Source organism: Butyrivibrio sp. INlla21 (genome assembly GCF_900116875.1).
Taxonomy (GTDB): domain Bacteria; phylum Bacillota; class Clostridia; order Lachnospirales; family Lachnospiraceae; genus Butyrivibrio.
On sequence record NZ_FPCC01000019.1, the window covers coordinates 21,221 to 38,145 of the forward strand.

A 16,925-nucleotide genomic window follows, 5' to 3' on the forward strand; every position below is an offset into this window, starting at 1 on the left:
AATCAAGCGGGGAAGGCATGCCAAAGAGTGGCAACTTCAACCGATCAATCATCCCAGCGACACGCGTCTTTTAATTGACTCCATTTTCGCGTGCTGTTTTTATAGAGAATTATCAATTTGCCAAACACATCTCGGCCCGGCGAGCACGTGTCAGCTCATCAAGCTTCCCCTCGCGTGCTTTTTTACAAAAATCCGACACGCGAATTCACTTCACCAGGCTCCATGCGTGCTCATTATCGATATCATGTCAACTTTTAACGAAAGCGCAGCACGCCCGACGCTCCCAAGCCGTTTTTCGCGTTCTTCTCTTACCTTTTTGCCTTCCCCGCTTGACTACCAAACAGTAATAAAGTGGCGAGAGTCAAGGATGTGCGAAGCGCACACTGCTTGTCCTTGACTCTAGCCGCTTTATTGCTACAATCTCATAAACCGGGGAAGGCATAACTTGTAACCACGACGCTCTAGTCTCTACAATTTCCCTAATACAACGACACAGGGACCACCCATAAAGGGCAGTCCCTGTGCACACACATGTATTTGAAACAATTATTTGGAAGGAAAACTAATTTATTACTCGGCTCTAAGCGCCTCGATGGGATCGAGCTTGGCAGCTCTCTTGGCAGGATATATTCCGAAGAACAATCCGATTCCCGTTGAAATAAACACAACAACAACCACCAGTACAGGATTGACTGTATACGGGAAGTTTACCATTGTACATGCTATCTTAGCTAAAGTAAGTCCCAATATAATACCTATTATTCCGCCAAGGAATGTAAGTATAGCCGCTTCTGCAAGGAACTGCGTAAGAATCGAAGAAGTCCTTGCTCCGAGAGATTTTCTGATACCGATCTCTCGTGTTCTCTCCGTAACCGATACCGTCATGATATTCATAACACCTATACCACCGACAATAAGTGATATTGATGCGATCAATGCAACTACCGCGGTTACGACGTTAAGGATCGTATCACTGGTTGAATCCATTCCGGATGAAGCATCAACCTTAACCGCACCTTCGCCTCTTATTCCAAGGACGTTTTCAACAACGCTCCTCATCTTGAGATTGGCTTCATCCTTGTTGTCCTTGTGCATATATGCAGTCACTTTGGTAAACATGGTGTTTACGTCTTTGTTATACGCAAGTGCCACGGTTGTATAAGGGACATCACCCTGCAAATTAGGCTCATCGCCCTCCGCATAGGCATCATCCATTGATGTGTTTTCTCTAATACCGACAACCGTGAAATCTTTGGTAATATCACCGTTGGTGATCTCTATCGTCTCACCTACCGCATTTTCATATCCGAATAATTTCATTGCGGCAACTTGAGATATAACACACACATAATTTGCTGCATCTACATCATCACGTGTGAAATATCTTCCGTACAGTATCTTATTCTGTCCGTTCTCGGAAAGCACATCGCTCCCTCCGGAAAAAGAAAGATTGTAAGATTTCTTTGTACCCTTACCGTTTCCGTAAATGGAAACCGAAGGACTAAGTCCGTAAATGCAACTCATATTGCGCTCAATAGCTTCCATATATTCCGGAGTAAAGCATTTATCAGTTTTAGCCACATCAAGTGAAATGTTTATCGTAGCAACATCAAGTGCGGCCATTTCTCCGGTAACCTTAGCCCTCAGTCCGTCACCGATAACAAGGACTGTAAGCACGGCGGCTATTCCTATTATGATTCCAAGCATGGTCAAAAGAGATCTACCCTTATTGTTTCGTATACTTGAAATCGCACTTTTTAAATATTCTCCTATTACTCCCATATTTTATACTCTCAATGCATCTATAGGTTTCATTTTGGCTGCTTTTCTGGCAGGATATATTCCAAATCCAAGACCGATACCAACCGAAATAAGTGTTGCTCCCAGAACCGAACCGGGAGTTATTATCAGCTTAAAGTGTAGTAACGAACAAACTATAAACGATAATCCTATTCCGACAATGATACCGATAACACCGCCCGAAAGCGTTAAAACCGCAGCCTCAGACAAAAACTGCGCCGTTATAGCTCCGGTTCTTGCTCCGATTGACTTTCGAATACCTATTTCTCTTGTTCTCTCTGTTACCGATACCAACATGATATTCATGATTCCGATTCCGCCAACTACAAGCGATATAACCGCTACCAATATCAAAAATGTTGACGCACCGCCAAGGATCGTATTGATCTCTTCAGACATATCCGCCATACTGTATGACCAAAGAGCGTTGGCTCCACGCAGTCCATGTGCATTCTCAAGTACCTGCGCGCATTCTTTTACTTTCTTTTGAAGAATATCCTGATCCGCAAAGAGCAGTAACATGTTCAGTTTATCGATATCGTATCCGAAATCGGTCGCAAAAGCTGTATACGGAACCTCGACCGAGACATAATAATCCATTTCTGACGCAAGTGCAGTGACCATTTCGCTGTTTATAGCTTCTCTTAGGCCGACAACAGTATATTCCGCAGTTTTACCGGCTAACGTAAGTTCGATCACATTGCCGATGCATTCATCGGTACCGAATAAGTGTTTTGCATCATCTTTCATCAAGACGCACACTTTCTGGCCTGTTTCAACCATCTGCTTCGTAAAATACTGTCCCTTGTAAACCTTGCTGCTGATGGCAAGCTCTACGGCTTCCGTTCCTCCGATCACATCAGCCTGATATGTACCCCTTGTACCCTTGGCTCTGCCCACTTCCTCAAAGTAAGGAGACACGCCCTTAAGGTCCGATACGGATTCTTCCAAAAGTCTGATATCATCAGGGCTAAAAAGCTCGGTAGTCTTGGCGTTATCGATAACAACATAACCATAGTTACCGATCAGCCCGTTAATCTCACCGTTAACATAATCAGTCATACCTTTTCCGAGCGAAACAACCGTAATTACGGCTGCAATACCGATAATAATACCAAGCATCGTCATAAAGGTCCTGTAACCGTTATGCTTCATCTGATTTATTGCACTTTTTAAATATTCTTTGACAGTTCCCATTATCACATTTCCATAGCTACAACCGGCATTCCGTCAGTGAGCGTTTCAAGATTTGTTGTAATTACTTTGTCATTCACAGAAAGACCTTCAACAATCTGAGCCTCTGTGCTTGTAGAAATACCGATCTTAACATCTTTTCTTGTCGCAACGCCGTTCTCAAGTACAAATACATAGTCTCCGTCGGCATCTGTAAGCACATACTCGTAAGGAAGAACTATAGTGTTCTCTGCCTTTTCGGCATGAATCTTATTGTTTGCTTCAACACCGAGGATAATGTCCTTATCGGGATTAGTAACCTTAATAGTTGTATCTACAACCGCAACGCCGTTGGCATTCTTTGTAGCGGAACCTGAGATCTGTGTGATCTCTCCGGTATAAGCCTTACCGTTTATTGTAATATCAACCTTCTGTCCAACCGCTAACTTGGGAAGGTCTGTCTTTGATACCTGTACGTCAACCTGCACGTCATCAAGGTTTGCAAGTGTGATCATCTTAGTTCCGGGTGCAACCGTAGCGCCTTCAACTACATCCACTGCTGTTACAACGCCGTTGAAATCAGCCTTGATTCCATCCTTTGCTTCCTGGATCTTAGCAATAGTATCTTCCTGTGTAAGCTGTACTGACTCCATATTAGCTTTGTTAGCTGATGCTGTTCCGCCGTTTACCTGAGCGGCCTTGGCACTTGAAAGATGAGCCTGTTCTTCAGCAAGAGTTGTCTTTTGTTTCTCCCATCCCTGAATCTCGGGATCGTTCTCAAGAGCATAAGATACATCTTTTATTGATTCCTGAAGTGCAAGTGACATTTGCTTGTTGCTCTCTGAAACATCACTGTCGTTGTTGTCATTCTCTCTTCTTGTGATGTAGCCGTCATTTCCGTCAAGGTAAGACTCTGCCGTTCCATCGGCAATACCGTTCTGGTTAACATCAAGCATAGTCTTATTAAGATCTGAAAGAGTCTTGCTCATTCTGCTTCTCTTCTCGGTGATCTTATCATCAAGAGCATCCATCTCTGCCGTGATGGCATCAAGTCTCTCATTGATCTGCTGAGCATTCATGCCCTTTGCATAGTCTCTGTCGGCTGCTGCCGCACCTGAGTAAAGCGCACTGTAATTACCCTTGGCCTGCTTGATGGCAAGCTGAGCATTCTTTTCCGCAAGCTCAAGCTGTGCAGCATCATATGTGTATAGCACGTCGCCGGATGCAACCTTATCACCGATCTTTACATTGAGCTGATCCACAGGTGCGGTAACATCTGCAAAATAGCTCTTACTGTCAGCACTTTCAACTGTTCCCGAAACAGAAAGAATATTCTCAATGGTTCCGTTTGCAACATCAACAGTCTGTACAGGTAATGCTGCATTCTTTCCTGCGAGAAAAGCTCTTGCGATGAAAAATATAAGAAGTAAAGCCACTATGCCGAGTACTATCCATTTTTTCTTTAATTTTTTCTTGGGCTTCTTAACTTCTTCTACCTCAAAGTCATCGTCTTCATCATAGATCTCAACGCTACTTCCCGTTGTCTCTTTGATCTCATTCTTGTTTTCAACGACGGGAGTAGTTTCTTTTTCTTCTTTTAACTCCACATCTTTCTTTAAATCTTTGTTCTCTGCCATTTCCTTTTCCACTCCCTTAAATCAATCTTCTTTGTAATCCGGATTTATAATGTCACTCTGAATCATACCGTCAGAGATTGTAATAATTCGTTTGGCCTGCTTGGCGATACCGGGATCATGTGTGATGATAATAACCGTTCTGCCCTCAGAGTAAAGTCTCTTGATTATCTTCATGATCTCTCTGCTTGATGCCGAATCCAGGTTACCCGTAGGCTCATCCGCAAGAAGTATCGGAGGTGCCTGTGCTATCGCTCTTGCAATCGCTACTCTCTGCTGCTGTCCACCTGACATTTCGTTAGGTTTGTGAGTCTTTCTCTTTTCGAGTCCCACACTGTTGAGTGCAGCATTTGCAAGTCTGTCTCTTTCCTTCTTGCCGACTCCTCTGTAAATAAGAGGAAGTTCAACATTCTCAAGAGCCGTAAGAGACTGTATCAGGTTAAATCCCTGGAAGATGAATCCGATCTCTTTATTTCTGATATCCGATTGTTCATCGTCTGTCATATGCGATACGTCATGTCCGTGTAGATAATATTTACCGCTGGTCGGTGTATCGAGACATCCAAGCATGTTCATAAGTGTTGACTTACCCGAACCCGACTGACCGATGATGGCTACGAATTCCCTCTCGCCTATCGTAAGGCTGACATGGTTCAGCGCCCTGACCTCATTCTCTCCGGGATTGTATATCTTGCTTACATCCTTTATTACTACAAGTTTTTTCATAATATGATTTCCTCTAATACATTGTTACGCGTAGTACGATAGCTGTACTATACTTGTCGTAGTAACTTTACTACTCTTATTTTCTTCTGTCAATACTTAATTTCTAAAAAATAGTAAAAATATCTACGCAGTCATTTTTCACAGTATATAGTATCAAATACCTTTCTGAGTTTCCTGTGGTTTATCTTACATATCGATATTCTAAGCTTACATTTTTGTAAGGTTTCCGAATCTCTTTATAAAAAGAGCGCCCGTACTGCTACGAAACGCTCTGTTATGCCTATGTTTTATGCTGCTTGTTCTTTTGCCGGGGCCTCTTTAATTCTTTGCTCGGCAATCTTTTTAATCACCAATTGGGTGAGAATTACGGAAGCAATCGAAAGAATGCCAAATATTATGATATAACGGATCATATTGGAAGAATCTGCTCTTTCTTTCTCCGCAACTTCGCCCAATGTTGTGCCCATAGCTGAATATCTTGCCACCTCGATCACGGTAGTTATAGCACCGTATGCATTGATCAGTACATGCATAATGATCGACGTAAAAATACTTCCGCTTGCTCTGTTAGCATAAGCGAATATAATTCCCAAAACCCATGCGTAACAAAATTGGTTTAAGTTCATATGGAACGCTCCAAACAAAAATCCCGAAACAATGGAAGCTACAATAAAAGGACAAACCTTAGCAAGTCTGTTTTGGAAAAAGCCTCTCATTAGTATCTCTTCACAGATAGGAGCGATCAGCGCAGCTTGTAAAATAAATATTACCGATGAGCTTCCGACCAGTGAATCAGCCGTGCTCGCGATAATATTTGGAACAAACAACTGCGACAATAAATCCATAAATAAAACTATCGGATAAGAAACAACAGTCAAGAGAACCGTAAGAAGTACGATCTTCCAACTGATAGGCTTAAATCCAAATGCCTGTAAAAAGCTTCCTTCTTTTCTGTTAAATGCAATAACGATAGCAAGCGCAGGTATAAGGAAACCCAGATAAGTTACAATCCCCGGAAATATAATCCCGGTGAACGCACCCACAATTCCAAGCACTAATGTACCGCCTAATCCTGCAATAATCATCAATATAAATATAGCCAATATGGCAAAAAATTCTTTTTTATTAAAAACCTTGTTTTCCACAACTCTCTCCTTTTTCAAGCCTGACATGATAGTATTTTTATAAAGCGTTAGGCGTTAGCCTGTAAATCTGTTCCCTCATGCTTAGCTATAGCCTTGATAACAAGACGAACAAGGAAGAAAGATATAATTGCGAGTACTCCTGTTATGACAGCACTGACAGCCATATATGACATATCCGCTCTGTATGCTTCTGCGCCTTCTGCCAATGATTCCCCCGCTGCTTGAACAACTTTTGTTGATATCAGCATTGCCACAAACCCAAAGCTGTTAAATACCATATGCATGATAGTAGAAGTAAACATACTTCTGCTTGCTCTGTTTGCATATGCAACAATTATACCCAAAATCCAAGCGTAACAAAACTGATTTACATTCATGTGCAGTACGCCGAATAAGAACCCTGTAAGTACTGCGGATGCCCCAAAAGGAATGAGTTTAGAGAATCTGTTTTGAAAAAAACCTCTCATCAACAGTTCTTCACATATAGGCGCCATAATTGCCATCGCGAAGAAAACAGGCAATAGCGATCCTTCAAACATTGATTCCGCGGCTTGCGCGAATACATTAGGCACAAATAACTGCGAGAGCACATTTGCAAACCATCCCATCGGCATTGCTACAAATGCAAGAAGTATCGAAAGAAATACCGTTCCTATCTTAATCTTTTTTATCCCAAAGGATTCAAGAAACTTATCTCCCTTTACAAAGCTATAGATAAGTACTATGGCAAGCATAGGAACATAAAGAAGCAATGACACCACAATGATCGGAAGATCTACCCCAACCGATGCCGCCCATGGTCCCGTAACTCGTGATACTATGACCATCACAGCCATCACTGCCGCAAACACCAGTAACAATCTGATAAATTCTGCCTTGTCTTTAATCTTGTTCATGACTTTTTTCATCTCCTCTTTTCTTTTATTTAAAAGCCTAAATCGAATAATTAACCGGTATCCTTCTGAAAGTAATCCAGTTAACCACCAGTCCTACTATAGCAAAGATAATACTTCCCGTCCATAATAGAGGCTGTCCTAAAACCGTTCCCCTTATCCAGTCCATGAACAATCTTGTTATCTCTACAATCCTGTCTGACGCCCCCAAAGTTCTGGGAATAATCAATGTAATAGCAAAATAAATAATGTAATATACCCAAAAAGCCTTTTTTCCGTATCGCATCATATTATTTCCGGCAAGGCCTTCTACCCAGTTAAATAAACCAAAAACAAGTATAATCAGTTTAACTATCATACTGCCTCTTCCGATAAGCAAAAAAGCTATGCATGCTACCACAAGTATCTCGGCAATATCCGTCATTCTTTCCAATACAAACAACTTTTTCCTTGTCATTCCAAAGGTAAGGCCTCTGGTTATCTCATCGGCCATGGTAATAAGCTTAATAAATAAATTTACTCCCACATATATTCCCGAAATCAATGTAGCAATGAGTATGCGTATATTTCCTACTCTCATGTCATCGTCTCCCGAAATAAATCCGATAAACAGCACCAAAAGAACAACAAATGAAATAATCAACAAATTATATATTTCACTCAGCTTTTTCAGTCTTGCTATTGCTTTAATGTCTCTACTCATATATATTCTCCTCATTAAACTACCATACTCTTTTTATTGAGGTTATATGCCCAAAATTCAAAGAGTGTATATAGCACTGCCGCTACAATAATAAAACCGATAACAACCCCGGTCACCGGACAGCCTTCCGTTATAAAAGCCTCTGTTCTCATCGCTATAATGTTTGATAACATTGCACTAAAAAATGCTCCTACCATAATTGTAACAAGGACCACTATTCTTCCGATTCTTTTAATCTTATGACCTACGATCAACCCCAGTGGTCCCATTACAAGCCCTAAGACAACGAATCCGATAAGGACTATAATATATTCCTGTTTAGCAACCGTTGCCAATGCGATAAGCACTATAAAATCACTTAGCACAAACATCACCTGTTTGATCATTTCTCCGATAAAAATATCTTTTCTCCTACAGCCAAGAGAAAGCGCTATGCTATCATACCAATTGGGTCCGTATACAGAAAACATGAAATTACATAAGACTATCATATAGGATCCATAACGAATTGAACTCCCTATGTTATCCATTAAGGAATCCATTACACTTCCATCAACAAATACAAGACAATTTAATACTGTTATCATCGCCAAAAATGCAAGGACAAATAAAGCCTGCTTTGTCCCCTGCACAAAATAATATTTGGCCGCTCTCTTGGAAAGTTCGCCCATTTACTCACGCCTCCTTTCTTTCGCCCATGCACATTGCGTAGAAAAGATTCTGCAGTGATACAGGCTCAACCTGTACTCCTTCGCCAAAACTCTCAACAGGCTTATCCGCAAGAACCGTAACAACCTTATTTCTTCCAAGGCTCTCGGGATTATAGATCTTAAATCCTTCCGTAGCCTTATCAACCGCATCCGTATCACCGCTTACACGATACGCTCTTGAAAGTAGCTCATCTAAGTTTTCCTGATACTTAATCTCTCCTTTATCTATGATGATAATTTTCTCAAACAATGATGCTGCTTCCTCAATTATGTGAGTACTGATGATAAAAGTTCTTCCGGTCTCACTGTACTCTTCTATAACAAGCTTGTAGAACTGCTCTCTCGCAACAACATCAAGTCCCGCAACGGGCTCATCAAGGATAGTGATGTCCGCTTTGCTTGCGAGCGCCACGATAATTGTCACAGCCGAAAGCATACCTTTTGAAAGCTTACTGATTCTCTTTTTGATATCGATATTAAAGAGTTTTATCAGTTCTTTTGCATAAGCTTCATCCCAATTTATGTAAAAAGCCCTTGCCGTAGCCAGGTATTCTTTTACCTTAAGAGTATTGGGACCAAACATCGTAACGGGTGAAATCTCTCTCGAATAGCAGATATGTGAAAGAGATTCTTCGTTCTCCCAAACAGGCTTTCCGTCTAATGTGATCTCACCTTGCGAAGCGGGATTCTGTGCAGTCAGAATGGATAAAAGAGTTGTCTTTCCCGCACCGTTTCTTCCGATGAGTCCGTAGATCTTACCTGTCTCTATTTCAACGCTTACATTCTTAAGTACGTTTTCTTTGCCGTATGATTTAACTATATTTTTTCCCGATAATATGCTCATATTATTGTCTCCTTTTTAATCTAAGGTCTTATTCTTCATTACTTTGGTCTATCATTTTCTTAAGCTCCTGCTTATCTATTCCGATAAGCTTGGCCTCAGTGATTATCTTTTTTACAAATGTCTCATAAAAGTTCTTTTTTCTCTCTTCAATTATCTTTCCTTTTGCTCCAGTCTGTACAAACATACCGATTCCCCTTTTCTTATAAAGTACTTCTTTGTCCACCAGAATGTTGATACCCTTAGCCGCAGTTGCCGGATTGATCTTATAGAATTTGGAAAGCTCTGTAGTACTCGGAACCTGCTCTTCTTCATTAAGTATGCCTCGCAGTATCTCATCCTCTATCATTTCACTTATCTGTAGATAGATTGATTTGTCTTCGCCTAAATTATCCAGCACACCGATTACCTCCTTTAGTTTATTGGTTAATTACTTGTGTAATCAACCATATAACACAAAAGATATTTTGTCAACTATTATAAAAAAAGAGGATACATACCATTTGCGGTATGCACCCTCTTTTCAGTATTTTTCAGGTGTTCAATAATATTTTTATTCTTCGGTTTTTTTTACTCCGATCATTCCTATAACATAAACGATGGCGAACCTAAGGATATTAACAAGTACAAGTCCCAGGGCAACTCCGGATAAACCAAACATTATTGCCGCGGGAATTACTATAACGGCAAACAAAGCCACATACACTCCGTTTATATATAGCTGGAATTTCTCTCCCGTAAAGGGCAAGATCACAACCATGAGCGATCCTGATATGAAATAAAGCAGCTGACCAAGGTTAGCGGTAAGGAAGAGCTTGGCTGCATCCGCGTAGACATCAGGATACTTGATCTTTACAAAAATGTCCGATACAAACATACAAGCAAAAGTTCCGATAAAAGTGATGATCAAAGCAGCTCCGGTCACAACAGAAAATATTTTTCTTGTAAGCTTTATCTTGTAATTGGTCAGATAGCTGATAAAAATGCCGTTAAGAGGTGTTGTCAAAAGAGCCACTATCTTGCCGATAACACTTGCCGTATAGAATATGGTCACTTCTTCCTCTCCGACTGTCAGACTGATAAGCAACCTGTCGGAATGTAGGATAAGCGCCCCAAGCAGGTTACTTAACGATATGAACCAAACGGACTTCATGTTGGCTCTAAAACTATCCGACAGTTTGAAGTAAGGACTCTTAAATATCCTTCCGGAAAAATAAGTAAATACCAGGCCAAACATCTCTCCCAGAATTAGTACCCAGGTCCAGCTTCCAAGATACGGATAGACAAAAAGACCTATCACATACCCTGCGGTTACAGCCGTAAAGAACAGGAAATAATCCCTAAACCGGATATCCATGCGATATTGTACATCTGCATAATATCTATATACCGTAAGTACCATCAGTATGAGAACCGGAATAAAAACTTCAACTTTAAGAATATTTTTCACGTAAAGAGCCGCATATGTGACCGGTATACATATGACAGTAACTATGAGAAGGAAGATATTGTAATCCCCATTCTCCTGTGTTCTGGCTTTTTTGGCCATCATTCTGGAATAACTGGCCGCCGTTCCGAATCCCGCACCCATGATTGATACCACGGAAATCAAAAAAAGAACGATGCCGAAGGGCTTTTTACCCATCGCGGATTCCATTCCGGGATAGATAAAAAGCTGCAACGCACCGTTATATATGACCAGCGCAAGCACGCTGAACACGAAATCCTTGGAAAACTTTTTTAAAAATCCAAGTTTATTTTTTGAAAAAAAACCTGACATTATTCCTCACACTAACACATTATCATTTATTGTAGTCAGTCTCTTTATGTCTCTGAAGCATATTGAGCTGCATCTCAAACTCACGCCTGTTGTTGATCGCAAGTGTCGATAATATAACTCCGGCAAAAAAGCTCTGAACCGCCGCGAGCATAATAAAGCAGCACACGATCAATGTAGGTATTTTGGGCACAAGATGTGTCTGCCAGTACTCTGTAAGAATAGGCACAAAGAATACAACGGCTACGATTGCAAGAAGCAGTGCAAAGAATGAGAAGAAGCCAAAGGGCTTATAATCTCTGTAAAGTCTTGCGATCGTTCTAAGTACCTTAAAGCCGTCAGCGTAAGTATTGAGCTTACTCTCTGAGCCTTCAGGTCTGTCTCTGTAATCAATGACCACGTTATCAATCTGCATGTTGTTATAAACAGCATGAATGGTCATCTCTGTCTCAATCTCAAAGCCCTTGGAAAGAACGGGGAATGTCTTAACGAACTCATAGCTGAATGCTCTGAAGCCCGTCATGATATCCCTTACGTTACAACCAAAAAGTCTGTTGATACTGCCTCTTACAAGATTGTTTCCAAAGTTATGGAAAGGTCTCTTGTTCTCCTGATAGTATGTTGAGGAAAGTCTGTCACCGACTACCATATCCGAATTGTGATTAAGTACAAGGTCAACCATCGCAGGGGCTGAATCCATGGGATAAGTATCGTCTCCGTCTACCATGACATATACAAGAGCATCAATCTCTCTGAACATACGTCTTATAACATTGCCCTTGCCCTGCATATATTCGTTTCTTACAACAGCGCCCTCGGCCTCAGCAATCTCTGCTGTTCTGTCCTTGGAATTGTTGTTGTAAACATAGATCGTAGCCTCGGGAAGCGCAGCTTTTGCGTCGCGAATAACCTTAGCTATAGTCTTCTCTTCGTTGTAGCACGGAATTAATACCGCTATCTTATCCATAGAAACCTCTTAAATAAAATGTTTTATATTATCAGCGTATCTGCCCGTAAGCATATTCGCTCATATCACTGTCAGCAGGATAAACTGCTCCGTCAATAACCTGTTCTCCGAGTGCTTCTACACCAACTCTATAATCAAAATAGTCCTGAGCACCGCAAGCATACTTCGTATCGGTTGTCTTCACAGTTTCCTTGTATTTGTATTCAGTCTCTTCAGGAGTCTTGACCCATACCGTAACCCTGTATTCCTTAACTCCTTCAACAGGCTGCCATGTAAAATCAACTTCATGGTGATCATCCACCTGATGTGATGTACCTGCTACAACCTTGGGAGCTGCCGGTCTGTTTCCCTGTGTATTGCCATATGCAAAATCACTCCACTTGCTGTAGCGCCTGTTTGCACCTTCGCCTTTATAAGCTCTTACCTGTACTCTAAAATCAAAATAATCCTGAGAGCTTGCGACATACTTAGTCTCAACGGTATTGTAATAGTCTGTAGTCTGACCATATACCTTATAAGGCTTATAGCTTAATTCGTCATCTTTGTAGAATTTATCCTCAGCTAAGACCTCATAACCCTCTGCGCCTTCAACGGGAGCCCATGTAAACTCCACATTCATGGCATTCTCACCCACATGTAATACACCGGTATTAACCTTAGGTGTAGGGAGTAATTCTCCGGGGGCCTGGTTATCCGCTTTAGCAGGCGAACTGCTAACATTCTGCGCAGGCGCACTTTCTGCTTTTACAGCGGGTTTAGAAGCTGTTGTATCTGTTGCTTTTTCAGCAGTTGTATCAGCCGCCTTTACTTCAGGCTTAGAAGCAGCTTCGGAAGCTGTAGATGTTTCCTCCGTAGCTTCTTCCGGCTCCTCAGACTCTGAATCCTCATCCTCGGTCTCAGGCTCTGATGCTTCTTCCGAAGATTCTGCAGCAGGTGCCTCGTCCTCTATCTCATAGTTCTGATCTTCAAGATCTACACTAGAACTACAGCCCGGCAATATTGCCACTGCCAGACATGTAAGCAATATAACAAATCTTCTTTTCATTTTCTCTTTCCTTCTAAAAAATAAATCACGTTAGTTTTATTGGTTTTACTTATCGTATGTCTGACCGTAAGCAACCTTACTCCAGTCGCTGAAAGTCTTGTCTTCGTCCTCTGCTCTGAAGGCTCTTACCTTGATCTGGAAATCGAAATCATCCTGAGCAGATGCTACAAACTTGGTATCAGTGGTGATGAAGTAATCTCCGTCTTTCTCAAGCTCTGTATATCCGGGCTCATAAGGAGTATACTCCTTAGCATCTTCGGCCTTACTCTGAATATCTACCTCGTATCCGTCAGCGCCGTCTACGGGATTCCATTCAAATTCCACATCAATGGCTTCGCTGCCCTCTTTCATCACTCCGCCCTTTACTATAGGCGCAGCAAGTCCCTTGGACTCTTCCTCTGAAGCCTTCACTTCAACATCGCTTGATGAAGTATTTGTGCTTTCATCAGTAATTGTAATTGTAGGATCCTGCTGTGATGATTCATCATTTGCGGCATCCTTCTTCTTACCGCATCCTGAAAGCATTCCTATCATCATCACACAAGTAAGTGCTAAAACCAGTTTTCTATTCATTCTAATTTACCTCCTTAACCTAGTATAAGCGACTAAAGTATAACATATATTTCCCAATTGTACAAAACAAGCCACTTTCAAAGCATGCAACATTAAAACTATTGTATTTTATAGACATAGATTGTATACGGAGAATTCTCTCCGGTATAATCGCCCATTAATACAAGCGAAAGGTCATCCGCATTAGATAAATCTATTCTTGAAAAAATATATTTACATCCCATATCTCTGAGCGCCGCCGTATCAGCATACAAAGTATTATCTGTAACACCTGTCATACTCTTCGTCGCCATGACGATCGAATCGTCGGTTCCCGAATACAGATAGCACCTTGCTCCCCAATCGTCAAAATACGCTCTTATGGCTTCTTTTTTATCAAGTGCGGGAGCAATTACCTTTCGGAAGCTATCCTTATAACTCTGCGGATAAAAACCGAGATATCCGTCAAGCGTCGAAATGCCGTTATATTCAAGGATCGCGGGATGCATGCCGTAAGCCACACTCCACTCACCGTCCGCATATCCTATATCTTTCTTTATTTTTTCAAAGAGCCCTGTAGAATAAAACTCTCTGAAATTAAGCTCATCGTTTTCATTTCCAAAAACCTGCGCTCTCACCGTATGGTGCGCCGTGGTATAAAGATCGTTGTATCTTCCCGGAGTCAAAAGAACTATCGCGATTGCCGCAAGAACCGCTGCATACTTAACTATCGCATGAACCTTCACTCTGTAAACAACGATAAAGAACATCAAACACCAGATAACAGGATTAAAAAAGATCGTCCTGTTAAACTGAAATCCCTTAAGCGGCGGCACAACAGTTCCGAGTATTTTATTCACCGGTTCAAAGTAATACAATCCGTAGACAACCGCATTTAAAGCGATCATCAGCGCTCCGAGATTGTAGATATCTTTAAATATTCCGCGCGCATTCTTTTTCACGATATATCTTATATTCAGGAAAAAGAAATAGATAACGCACACAGGCATAACAAAGAATTTATGCACATCATCCGCATGCATCATTCCGTTTACAAAAGCATCTGCGATCAGATGTACAACGTCTTTTCCCGGCATAAATCCCGGATCCATAGTCTCTCTTATCGTGACTGTATCAGAAAAGAGCATCATGTCAAAGAGTCTGTACTCCATGATCACATAACCGATAGTGAGAACGAGAATTGATTTAACAAGTCCCACGGGAATTTTTTTATCCTTGATCCAAAGCCATATTATCGCAAAGAAAAGATATCCGATTATAAAAAATCCAAAATAGGAAAAATAAGATATAAAAGGATATAAGAAAATAAGCAAAAGATATAACGGAGACTTTCCGTATCTTGGCGAAAAATATATTCTTCTGAGAAGAAAAACTATAAGCGGGATTGATGCAAAAGAAATTCCGAATGCGGGAAACAGATTTAGAACACCGTATAAAAGGCCGACGAGAGTTGCAATGTTAGCTGCTTCCGCAAAGCCTTCATCTTCGTTTCCTGCGCGGGTGTTCTTATTGTCTTTTCCGCTACGATCTTTTAAAACATCAACAATAAGAAGCCTCATCGAGAAAACTGCGATAAGAACCTTTAAAACATATCCTATAACATATGCCGCAAAAGGCGGGAATATCATATACAGAACCGTATATAAAGAAAACTCGCTTGGAAGCACATCTCTTGATATGCCTCCAAGGAACGGAGCAGATACTCCGTGGGCAAAAAAAGTGCCCGTATTTTTGAGCATTGCAAATTGTGCAACGAATAAATCGAGATTATCGTGAACGGCAATATAACTGTTGTCGCCGATGATGGCATAGAAGATTGCAACAGCCAATACAAATAACGCTACCAATATCAACGAAATATGTTTTTTTAATGCCGCCATGAATACTCCCCTACATCATTTGATATTATCGTCTGAGTTGTTCTTATTACCGATCTTCATTCGCTCGTGACCGCCAAGTTTGTTTGCTGCTTCCTGATCGCCGCGGAGAATAGCATTTACGATCTGCATACGGAAGCCGGCATCGATAAAGTCACAGTGCTTACAGAAAGGATACTCCTGTCTTCCCTCTGCGATTTTCTTTCTTACAGCCTGGAACTTAGGGCTTCCCCACGCTTCCTTAAGACTCATCTTGGTAAGATCTCCAAAGTCTGTGGTCTCAAAGTTATCGCAGCAGCAAAGTCCCATCTTACCGTTAGGCATGATCCACATATCTGTGAAAGGAAGAAGGCAAGTTTCCTTGATAACCTTCTCCGTAGCCTTCTTATTGGGCGCACTTCCCGCTCTGTTTGTAAGAACCTCCTGAAGATATCTCATCTGGATCTGGATATCGAGATCCTTAAACTCCTCAGGGTTAGCCTTTACATAATCATAAAGCTCCTGAATATTCTTATGAAGCTTCATCTCCATTGAATAGTTGTTTATGATGAGCTGGTTGATGTAAGGAGCAACCTCTTTTACCTTATCGATAGTAAGGATAAGTCCGTTGGTCGACATGAAGATAAAGCTGTCCGGAAGCTTCTCTCTTGCGTATTTATGTCTCTCTACGATCTTGGTATCAAGAAGAGGCTCGTTGTTACCGTAAAGTGTAAGATGTCCCTTGTATCCCCAATCGGCGAGCTGATCGATAATGTTCTTATAAAGGTCGTCATCAATCTTGGCAAGAGGTCTGCACTCCGCATGAACATTGGCTGTACAGAATGCGCAAGTCGAATTACATCTGTTGATCGTCTCTATATTTACAACGTTGGGCATCGGAACCTCAGGTGCATTCAGGAAATAATCGCAGTATGCCTTTTGCGATTTGCTTCTTGTAAAGAACTGAAGCTTAAGGTATGCATTACTTGCAAGCATCGGGAAATGCTTTCTTGCAAACCAACCGAATTTTCCCATAAAACTGTTTACTCTGATAGGCATATAAAAATCTCCTTTAAAACCTA

Annotated in this window: 16 protein-coding genes; all 16 read right to left on the reverse strand. The window is 41.3% G+C overall.

Annotation, left to right across the window (positions count from 1 at the left end):
* Positions 1 to 570 precede the first annotated feature (570 nt).
* The 16 genes from BM377_RS11220 to BM377_RS11295 all read right to left on the reverse strand — a co-directional run bounded on the left by BM377_RS11220 (position 571) and on the right by BM377_RS11295 (position 16,902).
* On the reverse strand, positions 571 to 1,782 hold the full coding sequence (locus tag BM377_RS11220) for an ABC transporter permease (protein WP_092248205.1): 1,212 nt from the start codon (positions 1,780 to 1,782) through the stop codon (positions 571 to 573).
* 3 nt (positions 1,783 to 1,785) lie between these two features.
* On the reverse strand, positions 1,786 to 2,997 hold the full coding sequence (locus BM377_RS11225) for an ABC transporter permease (protein WP_092248208.1): 1,212 nt from the start codon (positions 2,995 to 2,997) through the stop codon (positions 1,786 to 1,788).
* A 2-nt stretch (positions 2,998 to 2,999) separates the two neighbouring features.
* Complete coding sequence (locus tag BM377_RS11230; RefSeq protein WP_092248211.1) at positions 3,000 to 4,610, reverse strand: efflux RND transporter periplasmic adaptor subunit; 1,611 nt, start codon at positions 4,608 to 4,610, stop codon at positions 3,000 to 3,002.
* 21 nt (positions 4,611 to 4,631) lie between these two features.
* Positions 4,632 to 5,333, reverse strand: coding sequence for an ABC transporter ATP-binding protein (locus BM377_RS11235; protein WP_092248214.1), 702 nt, complete (start codon positions 5,331 to 5,333; stop codon positions 4,632 to 4,634).
* 287 nt (positions 5,334 to 5,620) lie between these two features.
* On the reverse strand, positions 5,621 to 6,478 hold the full coding sequence (locus BM377_RS11240; RefSeq protein WP_177223870.1) for a type II CAAX endopeptidase family protein: 858 nt from the start codon (positions 6,476 to 6,478) through the stop codon (positions 5,621 to 5,623).
* Positions 6,479 to 6,525: 47 nt separating this feature from the next.
* Positions 6,526 to 7,374: a CPBP family intramembrane glutamic endopeptidase gene (locus BM377_RS11245; RefSeq protein WP_177223871.1), complete on the reverse strand. Its 849-nt coding sequence runs from the start codon at positions 7,372 to 7,374 to the stop codon at positions 6,526 to 6,528.
* A gap of 37 nt (positions 7,375 to 7,411) precedes the next feature.
* The gene (locus tag BM377_RS11250) at positions 7,412 to 8,074 is read right to left on the reverse strand and encodes a hypothetical protein (protein ID WP_092248223.1); all 663 of its coding nucleotides are present in this window, start codon (positions 8,072 to 8,074) and stop codon (positions 7,412 to 7,414) included.
* Positions 8,075 to 8,088: 14 nt separating this feature from the next.
* The gene (locus BM377_RS11255; protein WP_092248226.1) at positions 8,089 to 8,745 is read right to left on the reverse strand and encodes a hypothetical protein; all 657 of its coding nucleotides are present in this window, start codon (positions 8,743 to 8,745) and stop codon (positions 8,089 to 8,091) included.
* Between the two features lie 4 nt (positions 8,746 to 8,749).
* Positions 8,750 to 9,628, reverse strand: a complete 879-nt coding sequence (locus tag BM377_RS11260) for an ABC transporter ATP-binding protein (RefSeq protein WP_092248229.1) — start codon at positions 9,626 to 9,628, stop codon at positions 8,750 to 8,752.
* A gap of 28 nt (positions 9,629 to 9,656) precedes the next feature.
* On the reverse strand, positions 9,657 to 10,025 hold the full coding sequence (locus tag BM377_RS11265) for a GntR family transcriptional regulator (protein WP_092248232.1): 369 nt from the start codon (positions 10,023 to 10,025) through the stop codon (positions 9,657 to 9,659).
* Between the two features lie 153 nt (positions 10,026 to 10,178).
* Positions 10,179 to 11,405, reverse strand: coding sequence for a lipopolysaccharide biosynthesis protein (locus BM377_RS11270; protein WP_092248236.1), 1,227 nt, complete (start codon positions 11,403 to 11,405; stop codon positions 10,179 to 10,181).
* Between the two features lie 22 nt (positions 11,406 to 11,427).
* Entirely contained in the window at positions 11,428 to 12,369 is a 942-nt protein-coding gene (locus tag BM377_RS11275) for a glycosyltransferase family 2 protein (protein WP_092248239.1), read from the reverse strand.
* A 31-nt stretch (positions 12,370 to 12,400) separates the two neighbouring features.
* On the reverse strand, positions 12,401 to 13,414 hold the full coding sequence (locus BM377_RS11280) for a hypothetical protein (RefSeq protein WP_092248242.1): 1,014 nt from the start codon (positions 13,412 to 13,414) through the stop codon (positions 12,401 to 12,403).
* A 45-nt stretch (positions 13,415 to 13,459) separates the two neighbouring features.
* A complete protein-coding gene (locus tag BM377_RS11285) occupies positions 13,460 to 13,987 on the reverse strand; it encodes a hypothetical protein (RefSeq protein ID WP_092248245.1) in 528 nt (175 codons plus the stop codon).
* Positions 13,988 to 14,085: 98 nt separating this feature from the next.
* Entirely contained in the window at positions 14,086 to 15,867 is a 1,782-nt protein-coding gene (locus tag BM377_RS11290; protein WP_092248248.1) for a DUF6044 family protein, read from the reverse strand.
* Positions 15,868 to 15,882: 15 nt separating this feature from the next.
* Entirely contained in the window at positions 15,883 to 16,902 is a 1,020-nt protein-coding gene (locus tag BM377_RS11295; RefSeq protein ID WP_092248251.1) for a radical SAM/SPASM domain-containing protein, read from the reverse strand.
* Positions 16,903 to 16,925: the final 23 nt, after the last annotated feature.